General features: G+C 70.3%; 18 protein-coding genes. 11 read left to right on the forward strand and 7 right to left on the reverse strand.

Annotation, left to right across the window (positions count from 1 at the left end; translation table 11 throughout):
- Positions 1 to 172: 172 nt before the first annotated feature.
- The gene (locus ACICHK_RS25705; RefSeq protein WP_406838731.1) at positions 173 to 2,890 is read left to right on the forward strand and encodes a SpoIIE family protein phosphatase; all 2,718 of its coding nucleotides are present in this window, start codon (positions 173 to 175) and stop codon (positions 2,888 to 2,890) included.
- 175 nt (positions 2,891 to 3,065) lie between these two features.
- Here the strand turns inward: ACICHK_RS25705 and ACICHK_RS25710 are convergent, their stop codons facing one another.
- Positions 3,066 to 4,607, reverse strand: a complete 1,542-nt coding sequence (locus ACICHK_RS25710; protein WP_406838732.1) for a hypothetical protein — start codon at positions 4,605 to 4,607, stop codon at positions 3,066 to 3,068.
- A 254-nt stretch (positions 4,608 to 4,861) separates the two neighbouring features.
- Between ACICHK_RS25710 and ACICHK_RS25715 the strand changes: the two genes are divergently transcribed.
- Positions 4,862 to 5,185 (forward strand): hypothetical protein, encoded by a 324-nt coding sequence (locus ACICHK_RS25715; RefSeq protein ID WP_406838733.1) that lies wholly within the window; start codon positions 4,862 to 4,864, stop codon positions 5,183 to 5,185.
- 57 nt (positions 5,186 to 5,242) lie between these two features.
- Here ACICHK_RS25715 and ACICHK_RS25720 read toward each other — a convergent pair whose 3' ends face one another.
- Genes ACICHK_RS25720 through ACICHK_RS25735 form a run of 4 tightly spaced genes read right to left on the reverse strand, consistent with a single transcriptional unit; the run spans position 5,243 to position 9,192 of the window.
- Entirely contained in the window at positions 5,243 to 6,013 is a 771-nt protein-coding gene (locus ACICHK_RS25720) for a succinate dehydrogenase/fumarate reductase iron-sulfur subunit (protein WP_406838734.1), read from the reverse strand.
- A complete protein-coding gene (locus ACICHK_RS25725) occupies positions 6,010 to 7,980 on the reverse strand; it encodes a fumarate reductase/succinate dehydrogenase flavoprotein subunit (RefSeq protein WP_406838735.1) in 1,971 nt (656 codons plus the stop codon). Before ACICHK_RS25725 ends, ACICHK_RS25720 begins: the two co-directional genes overlap by 4 nt.
- Positions 7,981 to 7,998: 18 nt before the next feature.
- Entirely contained in the window at positions 7,999 to 8,820 is an 822-nt protein-coding gene (locus tag ACICHK_RS25730) for a hypothetical protein (protein WP_151469886.1), read from the reverse strand.
- Between the two features lie 45 nt (positions 8,821 to 8,865).
- A complete protein-coding gene (locus ACICHK_RS25735) occupies positions 8,866 to 9,192 on the reverse strand; it encodes a hypothetical protein (protein WP_406838736.1) in 327 nt (108 codons plus the stop codon).
- Between the two features lie 366 nt (positions 9,193 to 9,558).
- Between ACICHK_RS25735 and ACICHK_RS25740 the strand changes: the two genes are divergently transcribed.
- The 7 genes from ACICHK_RS25740 to ACICHK_RS25770 all read left to right on the forward strand — a co-directional run bounded on the left by ACICHK_RS25740 (position 9,559) and on the right by ACICHK_RS25770 (position 21,245).
- Positions 9,559 to 12,087, forward strand: a complete 2,529-nt coding sequence (locus ACICHK_RS25740) for an ABC transporter substrate-binding protein (protein WP_406838737.1) — start codon at positions 9,559 to 9,561, stop codon at positions 12,085 to 12,087.
- Positions 12,088 to 12,269: 182 nt separating this feature from the next.
- On the forward strand, positions 12,270 to 14,177 hold the full coding sequence (gene typA / locus ACICHK_RS25745; RefSeq protein ID WP_151469882.1) for a translational GTPase TypA: 1,908 nt from the start codon (positions 12,270 to 12,272) through the stop codon (positions 14,175 to 14,177).
- A gap of 758 nt (positions 14,178 to 14,935) precedes the next feature.
- A complete protein-coding gene (locus ACICHK_RS25750; RefSeq protein WP_406838738.1) occupies positions 14,936 to 15,970 on the forward strand; it encodes an ABC transporter permease in 1,035 nt (344 codons plus the stop codon).
- A 155-nt stretch (positions 15,971 to 16,125) separates the two neighbouring features.
- Entirely contained in the window at positions 16,126 to 17,934 is a 1,809-nt protein-coding gene (locus ACICHK_RS25755) for an ABC transporter substrate-binding protein (RefSeq protein WP_406838739.1), read from the forward strand.
- A gap of 94 nt (positions 17,935 to 18,028) precedes the next feature.
- The gene (locus tag ACICHK_RS25760; protein WP_151469879.1) at positions 18,029 to 19,009 is read left to right on the forward strand and encodes an ABC transporter permease; all 981 of its coding nucleotides are present in this window, start codon (positions 18,029 to 18,031) and stop codon (positions 19,007 to 19,009) included.
- Positions 19,010 to 19,018: 9 nt separating this feature from the next.
- On the forward strand, positions 19,019 to 20,080 hold the full coding sequence (locus ACICHK_RS25765) for an ABC transporter ATP-binding protein (protein ID WP_406838740.1): 1,062 nt from the start codon (positions 19,019 to 19,021) through the stop codon (positions 20,078 to 20,080).
- 13 nt (positions 20,081 to 20,093) lie between these two features.
- Positions 20,094 to 21,245, forward strand: coding sequence for an ABC transporter ATP-binding protein (locus ACICHK_RS25770; protein ID WP_406838741.1), 1,152 nt, complete (start codon positions 20,094 to 20,096; stop codon positions 21,243 to 21,245).
- A gap of 73 nt (positions 21,246 to 21,318) precedes the next feature.
- Here the strand turns inward: ACICHK_RS25770 and ACICHK_RS25775 are convergent, their stop codons facing one another.
- Complete coding sequence (locus ACICHK_RS25775; protein ID WP_406838742.1) at positions 21,319 to 22,053, reverse strand: class I SAM-dependent DNA methyltransferase; 735 nt, start codon at positions 22,051 to 22,053, stop codon at positions 21,319 to 21,321.
- 168 nt (positions 22,054 to 22,221) lie between these two features.
- Between ACICHK_RS25775 and ACICHK_RS25780 the strand changes: the two genes are divergently transcribed.
- Together ACICHK_RS25780 and ACICHK_RS25785 are read left to right on the forward strand one after the other, a co-directional pair.
- Positions 22,222 to 22,734: a DinB family protein gene (locus ACICHK_RS25780; RefSeq protein WP_151469875.1), complete on the forward strand. Its 513-nt coding sequence runs from the start codon at positions 22,222 to 22,224 to the stop codon at positions 22,732 to 22,734.
- A gap of 2 nt (positions 22,735 to 22,736) precedes the next feature.
- Positions 22,737 to 23,132, forward strand: a complete 396-nt coding sequence (locus ACICHK_RS25785) for a VOC family protein (RefSeq protein WP_406838743.1) — start codon at positions 22,737 to 22,739, stop codon at positions 23,130 to 23,132.
- Positions 23,133 to 23,231: 99 nt separating this feature from the next.
- Here the strand turns inward: ACICHK_RS25785 and ACICHK_RS25790 are convergent, their stop codons facing one another.
- The gene (locus ACICHK_RS25790) at positions 23,232 to 23,819 is read right to left on the reverse strand and encodes a Uma2 family endonuclease (RefSeq protein ID WP_406838744.1); all 588 of its coding nucleotides are present in this window, start codon (positions 23,817 to 23,819) and stop codon (positions 23,232 to 23,234) included.
- Positions 23,820 to 23,837: the final 18 nt, after the last annotated feature.

Consider the following 23,837-nt stretch of genomic DNA (forward strand, 5'->3'; position numbering starts at 1 on the left):
GGACCGCCACCTGGTTAGAAGACTGGGGAGTATGTCGCGGCCGGTCCAAAAATCATCGGGACCGTGCTGTGATCGTGAACACCGTGTCGTGCGGCGCCGTAGTGCTGGATACTGCGGGCAGCCGCCCCCGGTGACCGGTGCCGGACGCGGTGAGCTGGAGGGGACGGTTCGCGTGAGCGAGATACCAGCGAAGGCCACGGGGTCCGAGGACCCGTCGGACGGCGCGAGGGCCGATGCGGCGGGTGATTTCGCGCGCGCGGTTCCCGGCGAGGCCGCGGGCGCGGCCACGGGCGGAACGGCGGCCGACGCGGCCGGTACGGCGGTCGGCGCGGCGGCCGGTCCGGTCGGCGACGAGGCCGGCGAGGTGCTGGGCGACACGATGTGGCAGAGCAGTCCACCCGGTTCGATCTACGACTACATCAAGGCCGCCTCCTTCTCCATCGGCGCGGACGGGCTCGTCGACCAGTGGAGCCTGCGGGCCGAGCAGATCTTCGGCATCTCCGCGGAGCAGGCCGTCGGCGTGGATCCCATCGAGGCGTTCGTCCCCGCCGACCGGCGCGAGTCCGGTCAGCGGAAGATGGCGGAGATCCTGGACGGCCGCGAGTGGACCGGGCTGGTGCCCTTCCGCGTGCCCGCTTCCGAGGACGCCGGTGAGGGCGCCGGGGACTCCGGGAGCAGGGAGGGCCTCGCCGAGGTCTATGTGATGCCGACGACCACCGAGCACGGCGAGCGGGCCGCCGTGTGCATCGTGGTGGACGTCCGCACCCTGCGGACGATCGAGACGGACCTCGCCGCCTCGCAGGCGATTTTCGGTCAATCTCCTTTCGGATTCCTGCTGATCGACACCGACCTCCAGGTCCGGCGCGCCAACCAGAGGTTCGCCTCGATCTTCGGCGGCACCGTCGACGACCACCGGGGCAAGGGCGTCCACGACTATCTCCCGCACGCGGAGGCCGAACGGGTGACGGCGGTCCTGCGCAGGGTCCTGGAGACCGGCGACTCCATCACGGACATGCACGTCACCGGGCAGGTCCCCGGTTCCGACGAGCGCAGGCACTGGTCCATCAACCTCTACCGGGTGCACAGCGGGAGCGGCCGCCCCATCGGCATCGCCTGGCTCGGAACCGACATCACCGCCCGTCGCGCCGCCGCCCGCGAGGCCGCCGCCGCCCGCCGCAACCTCGCCCTGCTGAACGAGGCGGGCTCCCGCATAGGCAACTCCCTCGACCTGGAGACCACCGCACGCGAACTCCTCGACGTCGTGGTCCCCGGCTTCTGCGACCTCGCGACGGTCGACCTGTACCAGGGGCTGCTGGTCGGCGACGAGACCCCGCCCGGCCTCGCGGACGGCAGTGCCGAACTCCGCCGGGTCGCCTTCGCCAGCGCCGTGGCCGACGCGCCCTTCGCCGGCGGCCCGGCGCCCGTCGCCGTCGGCGCGGTCCACCACTACCCGTTCAACTCGCCCTGCGCGGACGCCCTGCGCACCGCCCGGCCGCAGCACATCCCCGCCGAGGACGGCGGCCTCGTCCAGTCCACGCTCGCGGTCCCGATGGTCGCCCACGACACGGTCGTGGGGCTCGCCCAGTTCTCCCGCACGAAGGGCAGCGAGCCGTTCGGGGAACGCGACCGCGCCCTGGCCGTGGAACTGGCCGCCAGGGCGGCCGTCTGCATCGACAACGCGCGCCTGTACCGCCGCGAGCACGAACGCGCCCTCATCCTGCAGCGGTCCCTGCTGCCCCCGGGCGACCCCGAGGCCTCCGGCCTCGACATCGCGTGCCGCTACCTGCCGGGCAACGCGGCGACGGAGGTCGGCGGCGACTGGTTCGACGTCATCGAACTCCCGGGCCACCGCACGGCCCTCGTCGTGGGCGACGTGATGGGCCGCGGACTGCGCGCCGCGGTGGCGATGGGTGAACTGCGCACCGCGGTACGCACCCTGGCCCTGCTCGACCTCGAACCCGCCGAGGTCCTCTCGGCGTTGGACGAGATCGCGCGCGGCCTCGGCACCCCCGGAGGGGTCCAGCAGGCCACCCGGACGGCCCGTCAGCCCCGCGACGCGGACCTCTCCGAGGTGTACCTCGCGACCTGCGTGTACGCCGTCTACGACTCCGTGACCCGCCGGTGCACCTTCGCCAACGCCGGCCATCTGCCGCCCGTGCTCGTCGAGCCCGGCGAGAGCGCGCTGATGCTCGACGTGCCGCCCGGGATGCCGCTCGGGGTGGGCGGCGAGCCCTTCGAGGAGGTGGAGGTCGAACTGCCCGAAGGCGCCCTGTTGGCGCTCTACACGGATGGACTGGTCGAATCGCGCGACCACCCCCTCGACGAGGGGCTGCAGGCGTTCGTCGGCGCCCTCACCGACCCCTCCAGGCCGCTGGAGGACGTCTGCGACCACGTCCTGAACACCCTCGACACCCATCACGGCGAGGACGACATCGCCCTGCTGATGGCGCGTGTCCAGGGGCTGCCCGCCGAGTCCGTCGGCGACTGGACCCTGCCGCGCGAGCCGCGCAGCGTGGGGCGGGCCCGCGAGTACGCGCGCACCCAGCTGGTCGCCTGGGACCTGGAGCCGCTCGTCGACACGACGGAGCTGCTGGTCAGTGAGCTGGTGACGAACGCCCTGCGCTACGGCGAGGGCGAGATCAGACTGCGGCTGCTCCTCGACCGCACCCTGGTCTGCGAGGTCTGGGACGCCGGCCTCGTCCAGCCGCGCCGCCGCCGCGCCCGCGACACCGACGAGGGCGGGCGGGGCCTGCAACTCGTCGGCCTCCTCTCCGCCGGGTGGGGCTCCCGCCGTACCCCGCGCGGGAAGACCGTGTGGTTCGAACTCCCGCTCCCGGACGGGGAGACGGGCCTCATGGACCCGGCGGAAGCGTTGCTGAGCCTGTTCTGAGGACGAGGGCCGAGCGCCGGGGGCGAGGGCTGGGCTGAGCGCCGAGCCTGAGTGCCGAGCTTGAGTGCCGAGGGCGAGAGCCGGGGCTGAGTGCCGGGGTGATGGCTGAGCTCCGGGGCTGAGAGGCCGGGGCTGGGCGTCGGGGCTGAAGACCGTACGGGCGCTGTTCGGCGGGTCAGGTGAAGTGGGCTCCCCGGCGGCCCCGGGTGCGCGGTCCGCCGTAGCTCATCGGGCCGCCCTCGCCGTCGCTCAGGAGGATTCCGCCGAGCACCGCGCCGCCCGCCCCGGCGCCCCCGCGGCCGCCCGAGGGATTGCCGTACGCCCGTACGTCCCGCTCGGCGAGCCGTCGTGCCTCCCGGGCGAGTTCGTCGGCCCGCAGCACCTCGGAGAGGGGGACGGACCCCGGCCCGAGCAGCCGCCGCGCCTCGGCCAGCCGGGTCCGCGCCTCGCTGCCGACCACCCCCCGGTGCGTGCCGATGAAGCACGCGGCCCCGGCGAGCGCGCTGCGGGCCGGGACCAGCGCGTGATCGTGCCCGTCGGCCACGTCACCGCCCCCCGCCCCGGCCAGGCCCGCGGACGCCTCCGTCACCCGGCGCAGCGCGTCCAGCGGATCGTGGGACCCGGCCGCCGTCTCGTGGCGGACCGAGGCGAGCAGCGCCTCCGCGTGCCCCAGCGGCCCGACGAGCCCGGCGCGGGCGTCCGCCGGGAGTTCTCGGACCGCGTCGCGCGCGGCCTCCGCCGCCGCGATCGCCGCGGGCAGCCCGGCCGTCGCCGAGGCCAGTTCCCCGGCCAGCCGGGTCACGCCGTTCACCAGTTCGGCGGCCTGGGCCAACGCCCCTTCCGCCGCCCGCAGATGGGCGGCGGCCTTCGGGCCGTCGCCCCGATCCGCGTACTGCCGTGCCTGGTTGAGGTGGGACGTGGTGAACAGGAGCCGGTCCTTGGCCTGTTCGGCATCGCCGACGACCGGGAGCGAGGCGGCGGGGGCGTACCGCCCGTGGAGGTCGGCGAGCGTGGCCTCGGCGGCACGGACGCGCCCGGCGACCTCCCGGAAGAGGGTCTCGGCGGACTCCAGCGCGGCCACCGCGTTCCGCTCCAGCGCCCGGATCTGGTCGAACCCCGGAGCCGCCGTGTCCAGCAGCTCCCCGGCGTCCTGGCAGCGGGCGACGATCTCCTCCAGGACGTCCCTGCGGCCGCCCTCGTCCCCGTCCGGGGCCGTGCCGGCCGCGTCCGCCTCGTCGAGGCGCTGCCGCAGCCGGAAGGCCGCGGCGAGTCCGGCTTCCGCGTGCCTCAGGTCGTACACGTACGGTTCGACCGCGTCGCCCGCCGACCGGTCCGCGGCGAGGGCGAGTTCCTCGGCGCCGACGCGTACGCAGTCGTCGATCTCGACGAGCAACCGCCGTGACCGCAGGTCGAGTTCGGGAAGGGGGATGAGCCCGGGGTCGCCGCCGGGTGTCGTCCGGGTCGTCGCCCGCCGCCTGCGGCGCGTGTACCCGTACGCCGCCAGTGCGCCCGCGGCGCCGACCGCGACCAGGGGCGGCACGAGATCGCCGGTCGTGGTCCCGTCCTGCGCGGCCGCGGCTGCGGTCGTGGCCGGCGGAGCGGTGACCTCCGCGCCCCGCGCCGCGGCTGCCGGGGTCTCGTCCCCCGCCCACGCCGACGGCAGCACCAGCCATCCCATCGCGACCAGCCCCCCGAGCACGGCATGCGCCACCCGCACGGCTCTGTGCGACGGGACCCGGCGCGACCGGCTTCGGCTCAGGGGCGACGTCACATTTGGGAGCGTATGGCCGTTCGAGCGCCTCCGCGACCGGTATACGAGGAGTTGGGGGTGGTCGGGGTACGGGAGGTATCGGGGTGTGCGGGAGGGGCGCGGGGGTCTTGCTCGGCGGCCCGCGAGGGGGTGACCGCAGGGGGTCCGCGTGCCATGATCAGGCCGCGTGCTCCCTTCCCGCACGCGGAGGAGCGGGCTCGATGCACTGGTATTTCGTCGCAGGCGCCGTGCTGGTCGTCGTGGCGCAGGCGGGACTGGGGACGGCGGCCCTCACGAAGTACTGGATCCCGCCGTGGGTGCGTCCCCGGGTCGTACGCCCGAAGCTGTGGGGATGGGGCGCGTTGACGGGCTCCGTGGGATGGTCCCTGTTCATGTTCCTCGGACCGCTCCGCGGACCCGACGCCTCGTTGATGCCTTACGCCTTGGGCGGGATGGCCCTGTTCATCGCGGGCCTGGTGGTCCAGATGGCGGGGCAGCGCCCGGGCCGACGTCCCATGGTCCCGCCGGCCCCCGAAGGACGGTGACGCCGGGGCGCGCACGGACGGAGACGGTGCGCCGCCCCGCCCGTGCCCGACCCTCGCCTACGTCCGCCGCCTGCCGATCTTCGACCCCAGCCACACGAGCGGGTCGTACTTGCGGTCGACCGCCCGCTCCTTCAACGGGATCAGCGCGTTGTCCGTGATCCTGATCCCCTCGGGGCAGACCTCCGTGCAGCACTTGGTGATGTTGCAGTAGCCGAGACCGTGCTCGTCCTGGGCCGTGGCCTTGCGGTCCAGGCCGGATTCCGCGGCCGCGTCCAGCGGGTGCATGTCCAGCTCCGCCACCCGCATCAGGAAGCGCGGCCCGGCGAACGCGGGCTTGTTCTCCTCGTGGTCACGGACCACGTGGCAGGTGTCCTGGCACAGGAAGCACTCGATGCACTTGCGGAACTCCTGCGACCGGTCGACGTCCTCCTGCATCATCCGGTACTCGCCGGGCCCGACCCCGGCGGGCGGCACGAAGGCGGGGACCTGCCGCGCCTTGTCGTAGTTGAAGCCGACGTCGGTCACCAGGTCCCGTACGACCGGGAAGGCGCGCAGCGGGGTGATCGTGATCGTCTCCTCCCGGCTGAACACCGACATCCGCGTCATGCACATCAGCCGCGGCCGGCCGTTGATCTCCGCCGAGCACGAACCGCACTTGCCCGCCTTGCAGTTCCAGCGCACCGCGAGGTCCGGGGCCTGGGTCGCCTGGAGCCGGTGGATGATGTCGAGCACCACCTCGCCCTCGTTGACCTCGACCCCGAAGTCCTCCAGGCCGCCGCCCTTCACGTCCCCGCGCCACACCTTGAAGCGGGCCTCGTAGCTGCTCATTCGTACAGCTCCTCTTCGGCGAGGTACTTGACCAGCTCCTCCTTCTCGAAGAGGGCGAGCAGGTCGGGGCGGATGGGCCGGGTGGTCTCGCTCACCAGGTCGATCTGTCCGGCCACCGGGTCGGTGGCGGCCAGCCCGCCGGTGGGGTCCGCGAGCCGGCACAGCAGGTTGATCCGGCGCCAGGAGCGCTCCATCGCCGGGTGGTCCTCACGGGTGTGCCCGCCGCGCGACTCCGTGCGCTCCAGTGCCGCCCGCGCGACGCACTCGCTGACCAGGAGCATGTTCCTGAGGTCGAGGGCGAGGTGCCAGCCCGGGTTGAACTGGCGGTGGCCCTCCACCCCGGCCCGGCGTGCCCGTACCCGCAGCTCGGCGAGCTTCTCCAAGGCCTGCTCCATCTCGGCCTCCCGGCGGATGATGCCGACCAGGTCGTTCATGGCCTGCTGGAGCTCCTGGTGCAGGGTGTACGGGTTCTCGGGCGGCTGCGCGGCGGGGGCGCCGTCGGCGGACGCGGCGGGGACGGCCCCGGGTCCCTCGGCCGAGAAGGGCCGCAGCGCCTCGGCGGCGGCCGCGTCGACCTGGGCGTCGTCCACCGGCGGGCGGGTGCCTTCCCCGGTGAGCCCGGCCGCGTACTCGGCCGCGTGCCAGCCCGCCCGGCGCCCGAACACCAGGAGGTCGGAGAGGGAGTTGCCGCCCAGCCGGTTGGAGCCGTGCATGCCGCCCGCGACCTCACCGGCCGCGAACAGTCCGGGCACCCCGCGCGCCGCCGCCGTGTCCGAGTCGACGGCGACACCGCCCATCACGTAGTGGCAGGTCGGCCCGACCTCCATGGCCTCCGCCGTGATGTCGACGTCGGCCAGCTCCTTGAACTGGTGGTACATGGAAGGCAGCCGGCGTCTGATCACCTCGGCCGGCATCCGGGTCGACACGTCGAGGAAGACCCCGCCGTGCGGTGAGCCGCGGCCCGCCTTGACCTCGGAGTTGATCGCCCGCGCCACCTCGTCGCGCGGCAGCAGTTCCGGAGGGCGCCGGTTGTGGTCCGGGTCCTCGTACCAGCGGTCGCCCTCCTCCTCCGACTGCGCGTACTTCTCCTTGAAGACGTCGGGGATGTAGTCGAACATGAACCGCTTGCCCTCGGAGTTGCGCAGCACCCCGCCGTCGCCGCGCACCGACTCGGTCACGAGGATGCCCTTGACCGACGGCGGCCAGACCATGCCCGTCGGGTGGAACTGCACGAACTCCATGTTCAGCAGCGGCGCCCCGGCGAGCAGCGCCAGCGCGTGCCCGTCACCCGTGTACTCCCACGAGTTGGACGTCACCTTGAAGGACTTGCCGATGCCGCCGGTGGCGATCACCACCGAGGGTGCCTCCAGGGTGAAGAAGCGCCCGGACTCCCGCTCGTAGCAGAAGACCCCGGAGACCCGCTCCCCGTCCTTCAGCACACGGGTGACGGTGCACTCCTGGTAGACCTTCAGGCGCGACTCGTAGTCGCCGGTCTCCTTCATGTCCTCCTGCTGGAGGGACACGATCTTCTGCTGGAGCGTGCGGATCAGTTCGAGACCGGTGCGGTCGCCGACGTGGGCGAGGCGCGGATACTCGTGACCGCCGAAGTTGCGCTGCGAGATCCGTCCGTCCTTCGTCCGGTCGAAGAGGGCGCCCCAGGTCTCCAGCTCCCAGACCCGGTCCGGCGCCTCGCGGGCGTGCAGCTCGGCCATCCGCCACTGGTTGAGGAACTTGCCGCCGCGCATGGTGTCGCGGAAGTGGACCTGCCAGTCGTCACCGGAGTTCACATTGCCCATGGCGGCCGCGATGCCGCCCTCGGCCATCACCGTGTGGGCCTTGCCGAACAGCGACTTGCAGATCACCGCCGTCCGGGCGCCGCGCTCGCGTGCCTCGATCGCGGCACGCAGACCGGCGCCACCGGCACCGACCACGACGACGTCCCACTCCTGTCGGTCGACCACGGACATCAGGGGGCTCCACCCAATCTAGAAGAAGCGCGGATCGTCGAAGGCACCGGACGCGACCAGGTAGACGTAGAAGTCGGCGAGCGCCACGCTCACCAACGACGCCCAGGCCAGCAGCATGTGACGGGCGTTCAGCTTCCCGACCCACTGCCACATCCGGTAGCGCACGGGATGCTTGGAGAAGTGCTTGAGCTTCCCGCCGACGATGTGCCGGCAGGAGTGGCAGGAGAGGGTGTACGCCCAGATCAGCGTGATGTTGACCAGGAACACCAGCGTGCCGAGGCCCATGTGGCCCCAGGCGTAGTGCTCGTCGCGGAAGGAGAGCACGGTGTCGTACGTGAGGATGCCGGCGACGACGAGGGCCGCGTAGAAGAAGTACCGGTGGATGTTCTGCAGGATCAGCGGGAAACGGGTCTCGCCGGTGTACTTCTTGTGCGGTTCGGCCACCGCGCAGGCCGGCGGGCTCGCCCAGAAGCCGCGGTAGTAGGCCTTGCGGTAGTAGTAGCAGGTCAGCCGGAAGCCGAGCGGGAAGACCAGGATGATGATCGCGGGGGAGAGGGCCCACCAGCTCCCGAACAGGTCCGCGTTCGGCCCCGCGCGCATGGTCCCGCACCGCTCGGCCAGACAGGGCGAGTAGAACGGCGAGACGTACGGCGCCGCGTAGTAGTGCGCGTCCGCGAAGGCCCGCCAGGTCGAGTACACGACGAAGGCCAGCAACCCGGCCGCGGTGGCGGCGGGCGCCAGCCACCAGCGGTCGGTCCGCAGATGCGGGGCGGCGATCGCGGCGCGCGTACCGGTGCGTACACCGCCGCTGTTCAGATGAGGTTCCGTACCAGTGGCCAACTTCGCACTCCGGTCGGGTTCGGGGGCGCGCCGGTGTCGGGGGCGCTAGTGGGAGGGACCGTGGTGCGCGCCGAGACCCTCGTCGTCGGAATCGGTCCACAAGGAGCTGTCGTACGGGGTGTCGGGGACGGGCACCAGGTCGGGCAGCCGGCCGGACACGGATCCCGCCTGTCCCGGCACGGCCGGGAGCCCGGGGGAGCGGCCGGCGGCGGACTCGCGCAGCAGCGCGAGGCTCTCGCGCAGGTGGTCGGCGTCGGCGCGCACACGGCGCATCTCCAGATCGGCGCCCATCTGCTGTTCCAGGCGCCGCACCGACCGCTGCAGATCGTCGAGGCAGCGCTGGACCGACGTCAGGTCGTCGTGAACGGACATGACTTGCCCTCACTTCCGTGGGCCCCGAGGCCTTCAGGCGGCAACGTTCATGCGCCTGCGAGTGTTGCGCGTCACCCGTACCCGTGTGAAGGCGTGTGCACGGATTGAAGGTCTTCGCGCTCCAGAACGGACTCCGCGCGCCGGGCCGTCCGCCTCCGCGCCGGCCGGTCTCCCCGCGCGCCCCGGGCGCGGTTCCGGATTGCGCCGCACGAGTGGGGTTGCCCGCGCCCGTCGCCGTGTCTCCGCCGACGCTCCGCAGCGCTGTTCTTCAGTTAGCACGTAGATCGGATGAGCTCTCTAAATACCGCCGAACGGGATCAGAAGCAGACCTGCCCCGCGGCGCAGCGTCCCCCGGAGGTTGCAGTGATGTCCCACGAAGGCGTCGGACTGCGCGCGGTGATGCGCTCGGCCGCATTCCTCACCGCGGGCGCGCTCGCGGTACCCGCCCTCGCCGCGTGCAGTGCGGACGAGGAGACGGACAGGGCCGTGGCCGTGCAGGACATCGCGCCCGCGTCCCGTGACCTGATCGCCGACGGGGGCACCCTGCGCTGGGCCGTGGACGCCGTACCGGAGACGCTGAACACGTTCCAGGCGGACGCCGACGCCGCGACCTCCCGTGTCGCCGGCGCCGTCCTGCCGTCGATGTACCGGCTGGACGCGAACGGGCGGCCGCAGGTCGACTCCGACTACCTGGAGTCGGCGAAGGTCGTGGGGACGTCGCCCAAGCAGGTCGTGCTGTACAAGCTCAACCAGCAGGCCGTGTGGAGCGACGGACGCGAGATCGGCGCCGCCGACTTCGCCGCCCAGTGGCGCGCCCTGTCCGGCAAGGACTCCGCGTACTGGACGGCGCGCAACGCCGGTTACGACCGCATCGAGAAGATCGAGCGGGGCAAGAACGACCTGGAGGTCCGCGTCACGTTCAGCCGGCCCTACGCCGACTGGAAGGCGCTGTTCTCGCCGCTGTACCCGAAGGACGTCATGGGGACCGCGGACTCCTTCAACGACGGCGCGCGGCGCAAGCTCAAGGTCAGCGCGGGGCCCTTCGCGGTGAAGACGGTCGACCGCAAGGCGGGCCGGGTCCGGCTCACGCGCAACACGCGCTGGTGGGGCCGGCCCAGCAAGCTCGACGAGATCGACCTGGTGGCCGTGGCCCGTGACAAGCGGGCCGAGGCGCTCGCCGCCGACGAGCTCGACCTGGCCGAGATCGACCCCGCCGAGGCCGAGCGCGTCACCCTCGCGGCCCGGAACAAGGACGGCGCCCCGTTGCAGGGGGCCTCCGCGACGAGCGAGAAGAGCGAGAAGGGCACCTCGAAGAGGAAGAGCGAGAAGAGCGAGTCCGAGGAGGAGGACGGGAAGAACGCGACGGAGGAGAAGAGCGACAGGGACGAGGAGGGCACCCGGAGCGAGAAGACCGAGAAGAGCGAGAAGACCGAGAAGAAGAGCAGGCACGACGACAGCGACGAGGGCGACGAGGGCGGGAAGACCGACAAGGACGAGAAGAGCGCCCAGCACAAGAAGAGTGCCGAGGGCGAGAAGAGCGCCGAGCACAAGAAGACCGACGAGGGCGACGAGGGCGCCGAGAGCGAGAAGAGCACCGGGCACGCGAAGAGCGTCGAGCACAAGAAGACCCACGAGGACGAGGAGGGCGCCGAGGGAGAGAAGGGGAGCGGGGCCGGGTCGAAGAAGGCTCCCGCGCGGTCGGCGCTGAGCGAGTTCGTGATCCGCAAGTCCCTCGAACCCGCCTACACGCAGCTCGCACTCAACGGCTCGGAGGGCCCCCTCGCTGACGAGCGCGTCCGCCGAGCGGTGGCCCGGGCCCTGGACCGCAAGGAACTCGCCAGGATCGTCCTCCGGCCGCTCGGCCTGCCCGCCGAGCCGGTCGGCAGCCACCTCGCCCTGGCCGGACAGGCCGCGTACGCCGACGGCAGCGGCGCCCTCGGCGACCAGGACGCCGCCGAGGCGCGGGCCCTGCTCGCGGACGCCGGGTGGGTGCCGGGCGGGCCGGTCACGGAGCAGAAGAAGACGGAGAAGGCGGCCGGGTCCAAGGGGAAGAAGGGGGACTCCGCCGAGGACGGCAGGCCGGGCGCCGGCGGGACGTACGACCTCGGCGACGACAAGCCCGCCGGAGCGGTCCGGGAGCCGGCGCAGGACCCCAAGGACCACGCGAGGAAGCAGGAGCAGCAGACCGGCGTCCGGCCGGGTGCCTTCACGGACGAGCAGGCCGCCCGGAACCTGGAGGGTCGGCAGTACGCCGGACAGGGCGGCCTCCCGGGGGCGTACGCGCCCAAGGGGACGGCCGCTCCGGCGGGCGCCGCGGCCGGCGTCCTCGCCAAGGACGGCAAGCCGCTGACGCTCCGCTTCGTCGTGCCCTCCGGCGCGGGCTCGGACTCCCTGCGCCTCGTGGCCGACCGGATCGCGAAGATGCTCCAGGGCATCGGGGTCCGCACGGACATCACGAAGGTCTCCGACGAGAGCTACTTCAAGGACCACATCGCCTCGGGCGACTACGACCTGGCGCTCTACTCGTGGCCCGCCTCGGCCTTCCCGGCCACCGACGCCCGTCCGATCTACGCCAAGCCCGTCCCGGCGGCGGACGGATCGCTGAGCGTCGAGCAGAACTACACCCGCGTCGGCACCGACCAGGTCGACCAGCTCTTCGACCAGGCGCTCTCCACCCTGAACGAGGACGAGGAGCGCTCCCTGGTCCGCAAGGCGGACGCCCGCATCTGGGCCGCCGCCGGTTCCATCCCCCTCTATCAGCGCCCCCAGCTCGCCGCCGCCCGCATCGGCCTGGCGAACACCGGAGCCTTCGGATTCCAGACCCCGGTGTACGAGGACATGGGCTTCCTGAAGAAGGGAGCGAAGCCTTCGGCGAGCCCGTCGAAGACCCGGTGACCTGCGGGTGAACGGACCGGGGCCGCCCCTTGGCGGGCCCGGTCCGTCCGGGCCCCGGCAACCCTGCGGAGGCCGCTTCTGTCAAGGCCACGTACCATGGGGTAAGGCCGTGGCGTGTTCAGCCCGGCAGTGGCCCCGCGGATGCGGAGGCCGTCCACTCACTCCGGGAGAAGCGCCTCACTATGGCCACGCGCCACGACATCCGCAACGTCGCCATCGTCGCCCACGTCGACCACGGCAAGACCACCCTGGTCGACGCCATGCTCAAGCAGGCCGGTGCCTTCGCCGCGCACGCCGCCGAGTCGCTCGACGACCGCATGATGGACTCGAACGACCTGGAACGTGAGAAGGGCATCACGATCCTGGCGAAGAACACGGCGGTCAAGTACCACCCGAAGGATGGCAGCGACGCCATCACGATCAACATCATCGACACCCCCGGCCACGCCGACTTCGGTGGTGAGGTCGAGCGCGGCCTGTCGATGGTGGACGCGGTCGTCCTGCTGGTCGACGCCTCCGAGGGCCCGCTGCCCCAGACCCGCTTCGTGCTGCGCAAGGCGCTCCAGCAGCGTCTGCCCGTCATCCTCTGCATCAACAAGACGGACCGCCCGGACTCGCGGATCGACGAGGTCGTCAACGAGACCTACGACCTCTTCCTCGACCTGGACGCCGACGAGGACCAGATCGAGTTCCCGATCGTCTACGCCTGCGCGCGTGACGGCGTGGCCTCGCTGACCAAGCCGCAGGACGGCACCGTCCCGGCCGACAGCGACAACCTGGAGCCGTTCTTCTCCACGATCCTGGAGCACGTCCCGGCCCCGTCCTACGACGAGTCCGCGCCGCTCCAGGCCCACGTCACCAACCTGGACGCCGACAACTTCCTCGGCCGTATCGCGCTGCTCCGCGTCGAGCAGGGCGAGCTGCGCAAGGGCCAGACCGTCACGTGGATCAAGCGCGACGGCACGATGTCCAACGTGCGCATCACCGAGCTGCTGATGACCGAGGCGCTCACCCGCAAGCCCGCCGAGGTGGCCGGCCCCGGTGACATCTGCGCCGTCGCCGGTATCGCGGACATCATGATCGGTGAGACCCTCGCCGACACCGAGAACCCGATCGCGCTGCCGCTGATCACGGTCGACGAGCCGGCGATCTCCATGACCATCGGCACCAACACCTCGCCGCTCGTCGGCCGCGGCGGCACGGGCAAGGGCGCGGACGCCAAGGCCGCGGTCAAGGACCGCAAGGTCACCGCCCGCCAGGTCAAGGACCGCCTCGACCGCGAGCTGATCGGTAACGTCTCCCTCCGCGTGCTCGACACCGAGCGCCCGGACGCCTGGGAGGTCCAGGGCCGTGGTGAGCTCGCGCTCGCCATCCTGGTCGAGCAGATGCGCCGCGAGGGCTTCGAGCTGACCATCGGCAAGCCCCAGGTCGTCACCCAGGAGATCGACGGCAAGACCTACGAGCCCGTCGAGCGCATGACGATCGACGTGCCCGAGGAGCACATGGGCGCGGTCACGCAGCTCATGGGTGTCCGCAAGGGCCGGATGGACAACATGTCCAACCACGGCTCGGGCTGGGTCCGCATGGAGTTCGTCGTGCCCTCCCGCGGTCTGATCGGCTTCCGGACCGAGTTCCTGACCCAGACCCGCGGCACCGGCATCGGCCACTCCATCCACGAGGGCCACGAGCCGTGGTTCGGCACGCTGGCGACCCGTAACAACGGCTCGCTCGTCGCCGACCGCGCCGGCGCCGTCACCGCGTTCGCGATGACGAACCTCCAGGAGCGCGGCGTGCTGTTCACCGACCCCGGCACCGAGGTGTACGAGGGCATGATCGTCGGCGAGAACTCGCGCTCCGACGACATGGACGTGAACATCACCAAGGAGAAGAAGCTCACGAACATGCGGTCGTCCTCGGCCGACTCGTTCGAGGCGATCGTCCCGCCGCGCAAGCTCTCGCTGGAGCAGTCGCTGGAGTTCTGCCGCGACGACGAGTGCGTCGAGGTGACCCCGGAGGCCGTTCGCATCCGCAAGGTCGTCCTCGACCAGCGCGACCGCGCCCGCACCGCGAGCCGCGCCAAGCACGGCTGATCCACCGCGCCGAGCACGGCTGATCCACCGGCTTCGGCCGGCTGATCCACCGGCGATCCGAGCCCGGGTACCCCCGCATGGGGGGTACCCGGGCTTTTTTGCCACCCGTTTTCCGCCCTCCCGTGTCCGAAATCCGGTACCTCCAGACCGATACGCATGTAACACGTCCGTTTCGGGGGCTTCTCCCGCAGATCATTTTGTCCAGATTTTGGAAGATGTACGCGGCAGCTGTGATGGAACCGAGACCTAAAGGCTGTGGTCGGTTATCTGGCTCATGTCACATAGTTAGCCGCGTAACGCTCGGGTCAATGGGTCATGCGCTGTGGGGACAGCGCCGACTCACGAGCACAGTGGGGTGCTTGATCCTCCGTCAGGGGTGTCGGAGATCAGCAGTACCCCTCCTGTCCGTGCACCGGTTGAGTCATGAGGAGGTACCCATGTGCGGTGTCACCAGCGCCCTGTGGGTCACATCGTCCCCTGCGGTCCGCGACGACGGCGCGGAGTTCCGAGCGCGGATCCGCGCCCGCGCGTACTGACGCGGAGCCGGCGCCATTCCCGGCCCGGCGGACCGTGACGTGGTCTCAACTACGCGCGTCCCGCTGGGATTTCCGGACGACCGCCGGGTGATCGACGTCTCTTCTGAACCGAACGGTGGCCGGCACGCCAGGTGACGGCCGTCGGCTCGGCACGGCCTGATCCGCCCCGGCGGACCGGCTCCGCCGGGCACGGCACACCCACACTTGCGGAATGGGCGAATTGTGACGAGTCCTATCGAGACTGAGGACGGCGCGGAACCGGTCGTCGTGCACGGCGGGCAGGCGGCGGCCACGAAACCCGAGGGCGAGCAGCTCGTCGGCCGGTCTCCCGGCCAGTTGATGTGGGCCCGCTTCAAGCGGGACCGCTCGGGGGTCGTCTCCGCCTACGTCGTGGGGTTCTACTTCCTGATCGGGCTGGCGGCCCCGCTGATCGCCAAGGTGTACGGCAAGAACCCGTACACGGTGTACGCGGACGAACGCCCCGAACTCTTCGACAGCGCGGGCGTGCCGCTCCAGCCCAACGGCGGTATCAGCGGCGAGTTCTGGTTCGGCCTGGAGCCGGGCAACGGCTACGACGTCTTCACCAAGCTGATCTTCGGTATCCGGACCTCGCTGATGATCTCCGTGGTGGTGACGATCACGGTCGTGCTCACCGGCATCCTGCTGGGCGTCACCGCCGGCTACGTCGGCGGGAAGGCCGACTACGCCATCAGCCGTGTCATCGACTTCCTGCTGGCCTTCCCCTCGCAGCTCTTCTTCATCGCGAGCATGCCGGTCGTGGTCTCGCTCTTCGTGAGTCCGCGCGACGAGACGCCGACCTATGTACGCGTGGTCGCGCTGATCGCCGTCCAGTGGTTCCTCGGCTGGATGAGTCTCGCCCGCATCCTGCGGGGAACGTCGCTCTCCCTGCGCGAGAGGGAGTTCATCGAAGCGGCCAAGGTGAGCGGGGCGTCCCCCTGGCGGATCATCCGCAAGGAGGTGCTGCCCAACGTGGTGACACCGCTCCTGGTGCAGTCCACCTACCTGCTCCCCAACTTCGTGACGATCGAGGCGGGCCTGTCGTTCCTCGGCGTCGGGATCGTCGAGCCGACGCCCGACTGGGGACAGATGTTCTCCAAGGCCTCGACGGAACTCGTCCTGCAGAACGACATCACCTACATGTTCTTCCCGGGCGTCTCGATGATCATCTTCGTCGTCGCGTTCAACCTGCTCGGGGATTCGGTCAGGGACGCCTTCGATCCCAAGACGGCTCGCTGACCACAGAGTTGTGGGCGCCTTCGCCCCGATCACGAACGGCACTTCCACAGCACCGCAATGTCCGACACCGGTCCGAAGACCGCAGACCGCAACTCACCGGCACCACAGGTGCACTTGTTCGCACCGGTGACAACAGATGGGTAGGAATCTGAGTGATGAGTAGGGGCGGACGCCACGCATACGCCGCAGTCTCAGTGCTCGCGGCGGGAGCTCTCGTGCTCACCGGTTGCAGCAAGGGCGGCAGCGACAACGGGAACGACAACAAGAAGGACAAGGAGAACGCGCAGCGGCAGCAGCAGTCGATCAAGTTCGGTAACGCGGCCGACTCCACCGGCCCCGCGGCCGAGGTACCCGGCGCGAAGAGCGGCGGCACGATGGAGGTCCTCCAGCGCGACAGCTACGCGCACCTGGACCCGGGCCAGATCTACGTCTCCGACGAGGGCTCCCTCGCCACGCTGATCCACCGCGGTCTGACCGGCTACAAGGCCACGAGCGACGACGGCTCCAAGCACGAGGTCGTCGGCGACCTCGCCACCGACTCCGGCACCACGACGGACGGCGGCAAGACCTGGAAGTACACGCTCAAGGACGGCATCAAGTTCGAGGACGGGTCGCCGATCACGTCCAAGGACGTCCGCCACACCATCGAGCGCCTCTTCGCCCCGTTCATCAACCAGGGCCCGCCCTACGTCCAGCAGTGGCTCGCCGACACCCCGGGCGCGGACTACCGCAAGCTGCTGAAGGACGGCCCCTACAAGGGCAAGCACCTGTCGGACGACATCCTGCAGACGCCGGACGACAAAACCATCGTCTTCAAGTTCAAGAACTCGCACCCCGACCTGCCGTACGCCCTCGCCATGGCGGGTTACGCGGTCGTCTCCGCCAAGGGCGACACCAAGACGAAGTACGACCGGGCACCCGTGACGACCGGACCGTACAAGATCCAGTCGTTCAAGTCCGGCAAGTCGATGGTCCTCGTGAAGAACACCAACTGGGACCCGAAGACGGACCCGATCCGCCACCAGTACGTGGACAAGTTCAACATCACGTTCAACCAGCAGTACGAGACGTCCACCAAGACGCTGCTGGCCGACACCGGCGCCGACCAGGCCGGCATCAGCTTCAACAACCAGGTCGACGCGGGCAACCTCTCCAAGGTCCTCGCCGACCCGAAGATGAAGTCCCGTACGGTCTCGGGCTTCCAGCCCTACGTCGGCCAGATGAACATCAACATGAGCCACCCGGCGCTCAAGGACAAGAAGATCCGCGAGGCCATCGCCTACGCCCTGCCGATCACGCCGTTCGTGCGCGCCTACGGCGGCACCGACGCGATGCAGGTCGCCGGCGGTCTCATCAGCCCGACCGTCAGCGGCTACGACGCCTCCTTCGACCCGCACGGCAAGATCAAGAAGCCGGCCGGTGACCCGGAGAAGGCCAAGGCCCTGCTGAAGGAAGCGGGCAAGGTGGGCATGAAGCTGACCTTCGGCTACATCAACACCCCCGAGGGCCAGCAGTACTCCACCGCCATGGCGGCGGGTCTGAAGAAGGCCGGCTTCGACGTCCAGCGCCAGGAGATCCCGGCCGAGACCTACTACGACCAGGTCAGCAAGCTGGACAACAACTACGACATCTTCCACACCGCGTGGGGTGCCGACTGGCCGTCCGCCTCGACCGTGATCCCGCCGCTGTACGACGGCCGCGCGATCGCCGACGGCGCGCAGAACTACTCGCAGGTCAACGACCCCAAGGTGAACGCGGACATCGACCGCATCAACAAGATCACCGACCCGGTCAAGGGCGCGGCCGAGTGGGAGAAGGTCGACCAGTACCTGGTCAAGGACGTCGTCAACGTCGTCCCGACCGGCTACTACAAGCAGACCCAGATCGCCGGCTCCAAGGTCGGCGGCATGGTCTACGACGACGTGATCGGCGGCGTCGACCCCCGTCGCCTGTTCGTCAAGTAACCGTCGCTCTGACGGGGCCCGGCGCGCTCGCCCCCGGCGAGACACACGCGCCGGGCCCCGCCGGGCCCGCTGACGTCTGAGAGCTGCCCCTGCCATGCTGCGCTTCCTCATTCGCCGGACACTCGGCGCCGCCGTCATCCTCTTCCTGCTGAGCATCGTCGCGTTCCTGCTGTTCTTCGGGATGCCGAGGGACCCGGGACTGCTGATGTGCGGCAAGACATGCACGCCCGCCAACCTCGCGAACATCCATCATGTGCTCGGCCTCGACAAGTCGATCCCCGAGCAGTACTGGATCTTCCTGCACAACCTCGTGCTGGGCAGCAACGGCTTCGACCAGGGTCCGTGCCCCGCACCCTGTTTCGGGTACTCGTACCACACCAACGAGGCGGTCTGGGGCACGCTGATGGACCGCCTGCCCACGACGGTCTCGCTGACGCTGGGGGCCGCGGTCTGCTTCCTGTTCGTGGGCCTCGGCACGGGCATGCTCTCCGCGTGGAAGCGCGGCACGCTCGTGGACAAGACGGTGACGGCCGGCGCGATGGTGCTCAGCTCGATGCAGATCTACTTCCTCGGCCCGCTGGCGCTGGCGGCCCTCGTCTACCAGAGCCACCTCTTCGACAAGCCCTCCTACAACGACTTCACCGCGAACCCGGTCAGCTGGTTCAGCGGACTGATCATCCCCTGGGTGATCCTGTCCACGATCTTCGCCTCGCAGTACACCCGTATGGCGCGCTCGTCGATGATCGAGCAGCTCCAGGAGGAACACGTCCGCACCGCGCGGGCCAAGGGCATGTCGCGCAAGTACGTCTTCTTCCGCTACGCCTGGCGCGGATCGCTGATCCCCATCGTCACCATCTTCGGCATCGACCTCGGCTCGCTGCTGGGCGGCGCGATCATCACCGAGTACACCTTCGGACTGCCCGGCCTCGGCAAGCTGGCCGTCGAGTCGGTCTTCTTCAGCGACCTTCCGCTGCTGCTGGGCGTGATGCTCTTCTCCGCCGCCATGATCCTGCTGTTCAACATCATCGTGGATGCCTGCTACGCCTTCATCGACCCGCGCGTGCGGCTGTCCTAGGAGCGATCCGTGACCACTTCGACCAAGGAATCGGGCGCCGCCGTCCCGGCGACCCCGGGTCCCTTCCTCTCGGTGCGGGACCTGTACGTCAGGTTCAAGACCGAGGACGGCGTCGTCAAGGCCGTGGACGGGCTCTCCTTCGACCTCGAACGGGGCAAGACCCTCGGCATCGTGGGGGAGTCGGGCTCCGGCAAGTCGGTGACCAACCTGACGATCCTCGGCCTGCACAACCCGATGTTCACGACCGTCGAGGGCGAGATCGTCCTCGACGGCCAGGAGCTGATCACCGCCCGCGAGTCGGAGCTGGAGAAGGTGCGCGGCAACAAGGCCGCGATGATCTTCCAGGACCCGCTGACGGCGCTCTCCCCGTACTACACCGTGGGCAGGCAGATCGCCGAGCCGTTCTGGAAGCACACCGGGGCGTCGAAGAAGGAAGCCTGGGACCGGGCGGTGGAGATGCTCGGCAAGGTCGGCATCCCCAACCCCACGCAACGGGCGAAGGACTACCCGCACCAGTTCTCCGGCGGCATGCGCCAGCGCGCGATGATCGCGATGGCGCTGGTCTGCGACCCCGACCTCCTGATCGCGGACGAGCCGACCACCGCGCTCGACGTCACCGTGCAGGCCCAGATCCTCGACCTCCTGAAGAGCCTCCAGCAGGAGTTCGGCTCGGCGATCATCTTCATCACGCACGACCTGGGCGTGATCGCGGACATGGCCGACGACATCATGGTGATGTACGCGGGCGGAGCCGTGGAACGCGGCACGGTCGACGAGGTGCTGCGCTCGCCCCAACACCCCTACACCTGGGGCCTGCTGAACTCGATGCCCCGGCTGGACTCGGACCTCGACACCCCGCTGGCCCCCATCCCCGGCGCGCCGCCCTCCCTGCTGAGGCCGCCGTCGGGCTGCCGGTTCCACCCCCGCTGCACCTTCCAGGGCGAGGTCGGGGGCGCGCGGTGCGTGGACGAACTCCCGCTGCTGCCGACGGGCCGGGGCGGCGCGTGCCACCTCACGGCCGAGCAGAAGCAGACCATTTTCGTCGAGCAGATCAAGCCCCGGCTGCGGTAGGGAGAAGAGCGACATGAAGGAAGACGTCGCGAAGGACGTCACGACGGGCGCCACCACGCTGCCCGCCCCCCGCACCGCCGCCAAGGACACCCCGGCCGAGCCGCTGCTCGTGGTCGACAAGCTGGTCAAGCACTTCCCGATCAAGGGCGGTTTCCCCGTCCGGCGCACGGTCGGCGCGGTGCAGGCCGTGGACGGCATCGACCTGACGGTGCACGTGGGCGAGAGCTTCGGCCTGGTGGGGGAGTCGGGCTGCGGGAAGTCGACGACCGGACGCCTGATCACCCGCCTGCTGGAGCCGACGGGCGGCACCATCTCGTACCGCGGCCGGGACATCAGCCATGCCAGCCGCAAGGAGCTGGCGCCGGTCCGCTCCGAGATCCAGATGATCTTCCAGGACCCCTACTCGTCGCTGAACCCGCGCCAGACCGTCGGCAGGATCATCTCCGCGCCGATGGAGATCAACGGGATCGACCCGGCCGGCGGCCGCGAGAAGCGGGTCCGTGAGCTCCTGGAGATCGTCGGTCTGAACCCCGAGCACTACAACCGCTTCCCGCACGAGTTCTCCGGCGGCCAGCGCCAGCGCATCGGCGTGGCCCGCGCGCTGGCGTCCGAGCCGAAGCTGATCGTCGCGGACGAGCCGGTCTCCGCGCTCGACGTCTCCATCCAGGCGCAGGTGGTCAATCTCCTCCAGAAGGTGCAGCGGGAACTGGGCATCGCGTTCCTGTTCATCGCCCACGACCTGGCCGTGGTACGGCACTTCTCGCAGCGCGTCGCGGTCATGTACCTCGGCAAGGTGATCGAGGTCGGCGACCGGGGCTCGATCTACACCCGGCCCCGGCACCCCTACACCCACGCCCTGCTCTCCGCGGTCCCCGAGGTCGAGCTGGAGGAGTCCGGCAAGGTCCGGCGGGAGCGCATCCGGCTCGCCGGCGACGTGCCCTCCCCCATCTCCCCGCCCTCCGGCTGCCGCTTCCGCACCCGCTGCTGGAAGGCGCAGGACAAGTGCGCCCAGGAGGAGCCGCCGCTGGTCCGCCTGTCGGGCAACCGCGAGGACCATCTGACGGCGTGCCACTTCCCGGAGGACCCGACCACCGAGGCGCGCGACGAGGACATCGTGCTGGACCCGGCGCTGGCGGCCCTGGAGGACGCGGCCGAGGACCAGTAGGGCGAACCGCCGTACGCGGAAGGGGCCCGTCGCATCGAGCGCGGGCCCCTTCTCCGCTCCGGGACCCCGGGGGTCAGGCCCGGCCGGCGACCGTGATGATCTCGGGGGCGGCGGGGGAGAGCGGCTCGCGCCCCCAGTCCCCGTACTGCTCGTGCACGACGAGCCCGGCCTCGCCGAGGAACTCCCGCAGGGCGTCCCTTCCCAGGAACCGCAGTGTGCTGCGGCTGACCCGGGGCCGCCCCCAGCGCGCGTGCTCGAAGGTCTCGCTGAACGTCACGCGGTCCCCGCGCACCGGCGTCTCGACCTCGTGCCGCACCCGTACGACGTCCCCGTGCGCGTCACTCACCTCGCGCGCCCGCTCGGGCCGCCAGGTCTCCCACGCCCGGACGGCGGGATTGCGGGTCTCGAAGACGAACCGCCCGCCGTCGCCGAGGGCCCGCCGTACGGCGGCCAGCGCCGAGCGCACCTCCTCGTCGCCGACGAGCACCTGGAACGCGTGCCCGGTCATCACGACGAGGTCGAACTCCCGCTCCCAGCGCACCGATCCGAGATCCCCGAGCACCCACTCGACGTCCGCCCGCCCGCGCGCCTGCACCAGCATGGCCGCGGCGGGATCCAGCCCGCACAGGCGCCCCTCGTGACCGGCCTCGCGGGCGCGCGTCAACAAGCGTCCCGTCCCGCAACCGACATCGAGCACGGACTGCGCGGACATCACCAGATCCAGGTAGAAGTCGTCGCTCGGACCCCAGGGATTCAACGCGTCGTACAGGGTGGCGAGCGAGACGTCACTGAACGAACGGTCAGTCATCGCAGCAGTCTCTCAGCCCGCGAGGTCATCCGAAACCACTGATCGGGAAGGAATCGGGTGAGCAACCGGCCGGAAGGAACCGCAGGTTGAACGCGTCGGGAGGGAAGCCCGGTCACGGCGTCCTTAATCGCTCGACACCGGCCGGTGGACCCGGGATGCTTCACCCCGATGACTTCACAGACACGAACGGACAAGCCCGGTGCCTGGGACGAGCGCACCCAGTTGACCACCTTCCTCGACTACGCCCGTGCCACCGCTCGCGCCAAGTGCGAGGGGGTGTCGGCGGAGGACGCCCGCAAGGCCCCGCTGCCGGGGTCCCCGCTGATGACGCTGAGCGGACTGATCAACCACCTCCGCTGGGTCGAGTACTTCTGGTTCCAGGTGATGTTCCTGGGCGAGGACGACAAGGGACCCTGGACGGACGAGGACCCCGACCGCGAGATGCGGATCGCCGTCGACTTCCCGCTGCCGCAGCTGCTCCAGGAGTACGAGGAGCAGAGCGCCCGGTACCGCGAGCTGGTGGCCGCGCACGACCTCGACACCAAGGCCAGGCGGGCGGGCCGCGACGGCGACCACGTCGACCTGCGCTGGATCGTCCTCCACCTCGTGGAGGAGACGGCCCGCCACAACGGTCACATCGACATCCTGCGCGAGATGGCCGACGGCCGGACGGGAGACTGATCGTGGGAGAGGCACAGCTCTCGCATCCCACCATCCGTACGATCACCTTCGACTGCAGCGGTGATCCGTACGATGTCGGGCTGTTCTGGAGCCGGTTGCTCGGCCGGCCGCTCGCCGACGACGACAAGCCCGGTGACCCCGAGGCGGTGATCGAGGACCCGTCCGGTGGTCCGACCCTCCTGTTCGTGCGGGTCCCCGAGGGCAAGGCGGTCAAGAACCGCGTCCACCTCGACCTGACCCCGCACGGTCGCACCCGGAACGAGGAGGTCGAACGGGCCCTGTCCCTCGGCGCCCGCCGGGTCGAGGACCACGTCCGCCCCGACGGCAGCGGCTGGGTCACCCTCGCGGACCCCGAGGGCAACGAATTCTGCATGGAACGCGGCCCGGCGGACCACTGACCGGACCGTCCTGCTTCCCTGCTCCCGGGTCGGCCTGAGCGGCTCGCGCCGGCCGGCCCGGGGGCAAGCTCGGTCCTTTCCGACGTAGATGACGTTCTGTCACCCCGCCGGTGAGTCCCCCGCCTTGCCGTAGCGGCGGAAGGCGTCGGTCCTGACGGTCCACGGACCGAACGGGACGGCGTCGCCGAAGATGTACGAGGCCTTGTCCCGGTAACGATCCCCGCAGGGCTTCGAGTGCACCTCGATGGTGCCCGTGCGGGGATCTACGATCATGTAGTCGGCGATGCCCATGGCCGGGTACTCGGCGAGCTTCTCGCCATAGTCGTTGTCCGGGTTGGACGGGGAGACGATCTCGATGACCGCCAGCACCTGGGTGGCGTCGACGGAGAGCCCCTCTTCGTCGAGTACGTCCTCGGGGATGACGATCGCGTCCGGGCGCCGCATACGACCGATTCCCGGATGCTCGATCTCAGGGCCGTTCTCGCAAATGTAGCCGGGGTGGGTGGCGGGGAGCTGCTCATTGAGCTGGTTGCGGATACGGCGGACAGCGCCCTCGTGACGCTTCGAGGGGCTCATCATGGCGAGGAAAGGTCCAGATGGGCCGATCTCGACCTCCCACGATCCCTCAAGCTGCTCGGCGTACTCCGTCAGCTCCTCGGCGATCATGCGCATCTTCGCGTAGTCCATGGTCCCAGATTAGCCAGT

This window comes from Streptomyces sp. AHU1 (assembly GCF_045343905.1).
In the GTDB taxonomy this organism is placed as follows: Bacteria; Actinomycetota; Actinomycetes; order Streptomycetales; family Streptomycetaceae; genus Streptomyces; species Streptomyces triticiradicis.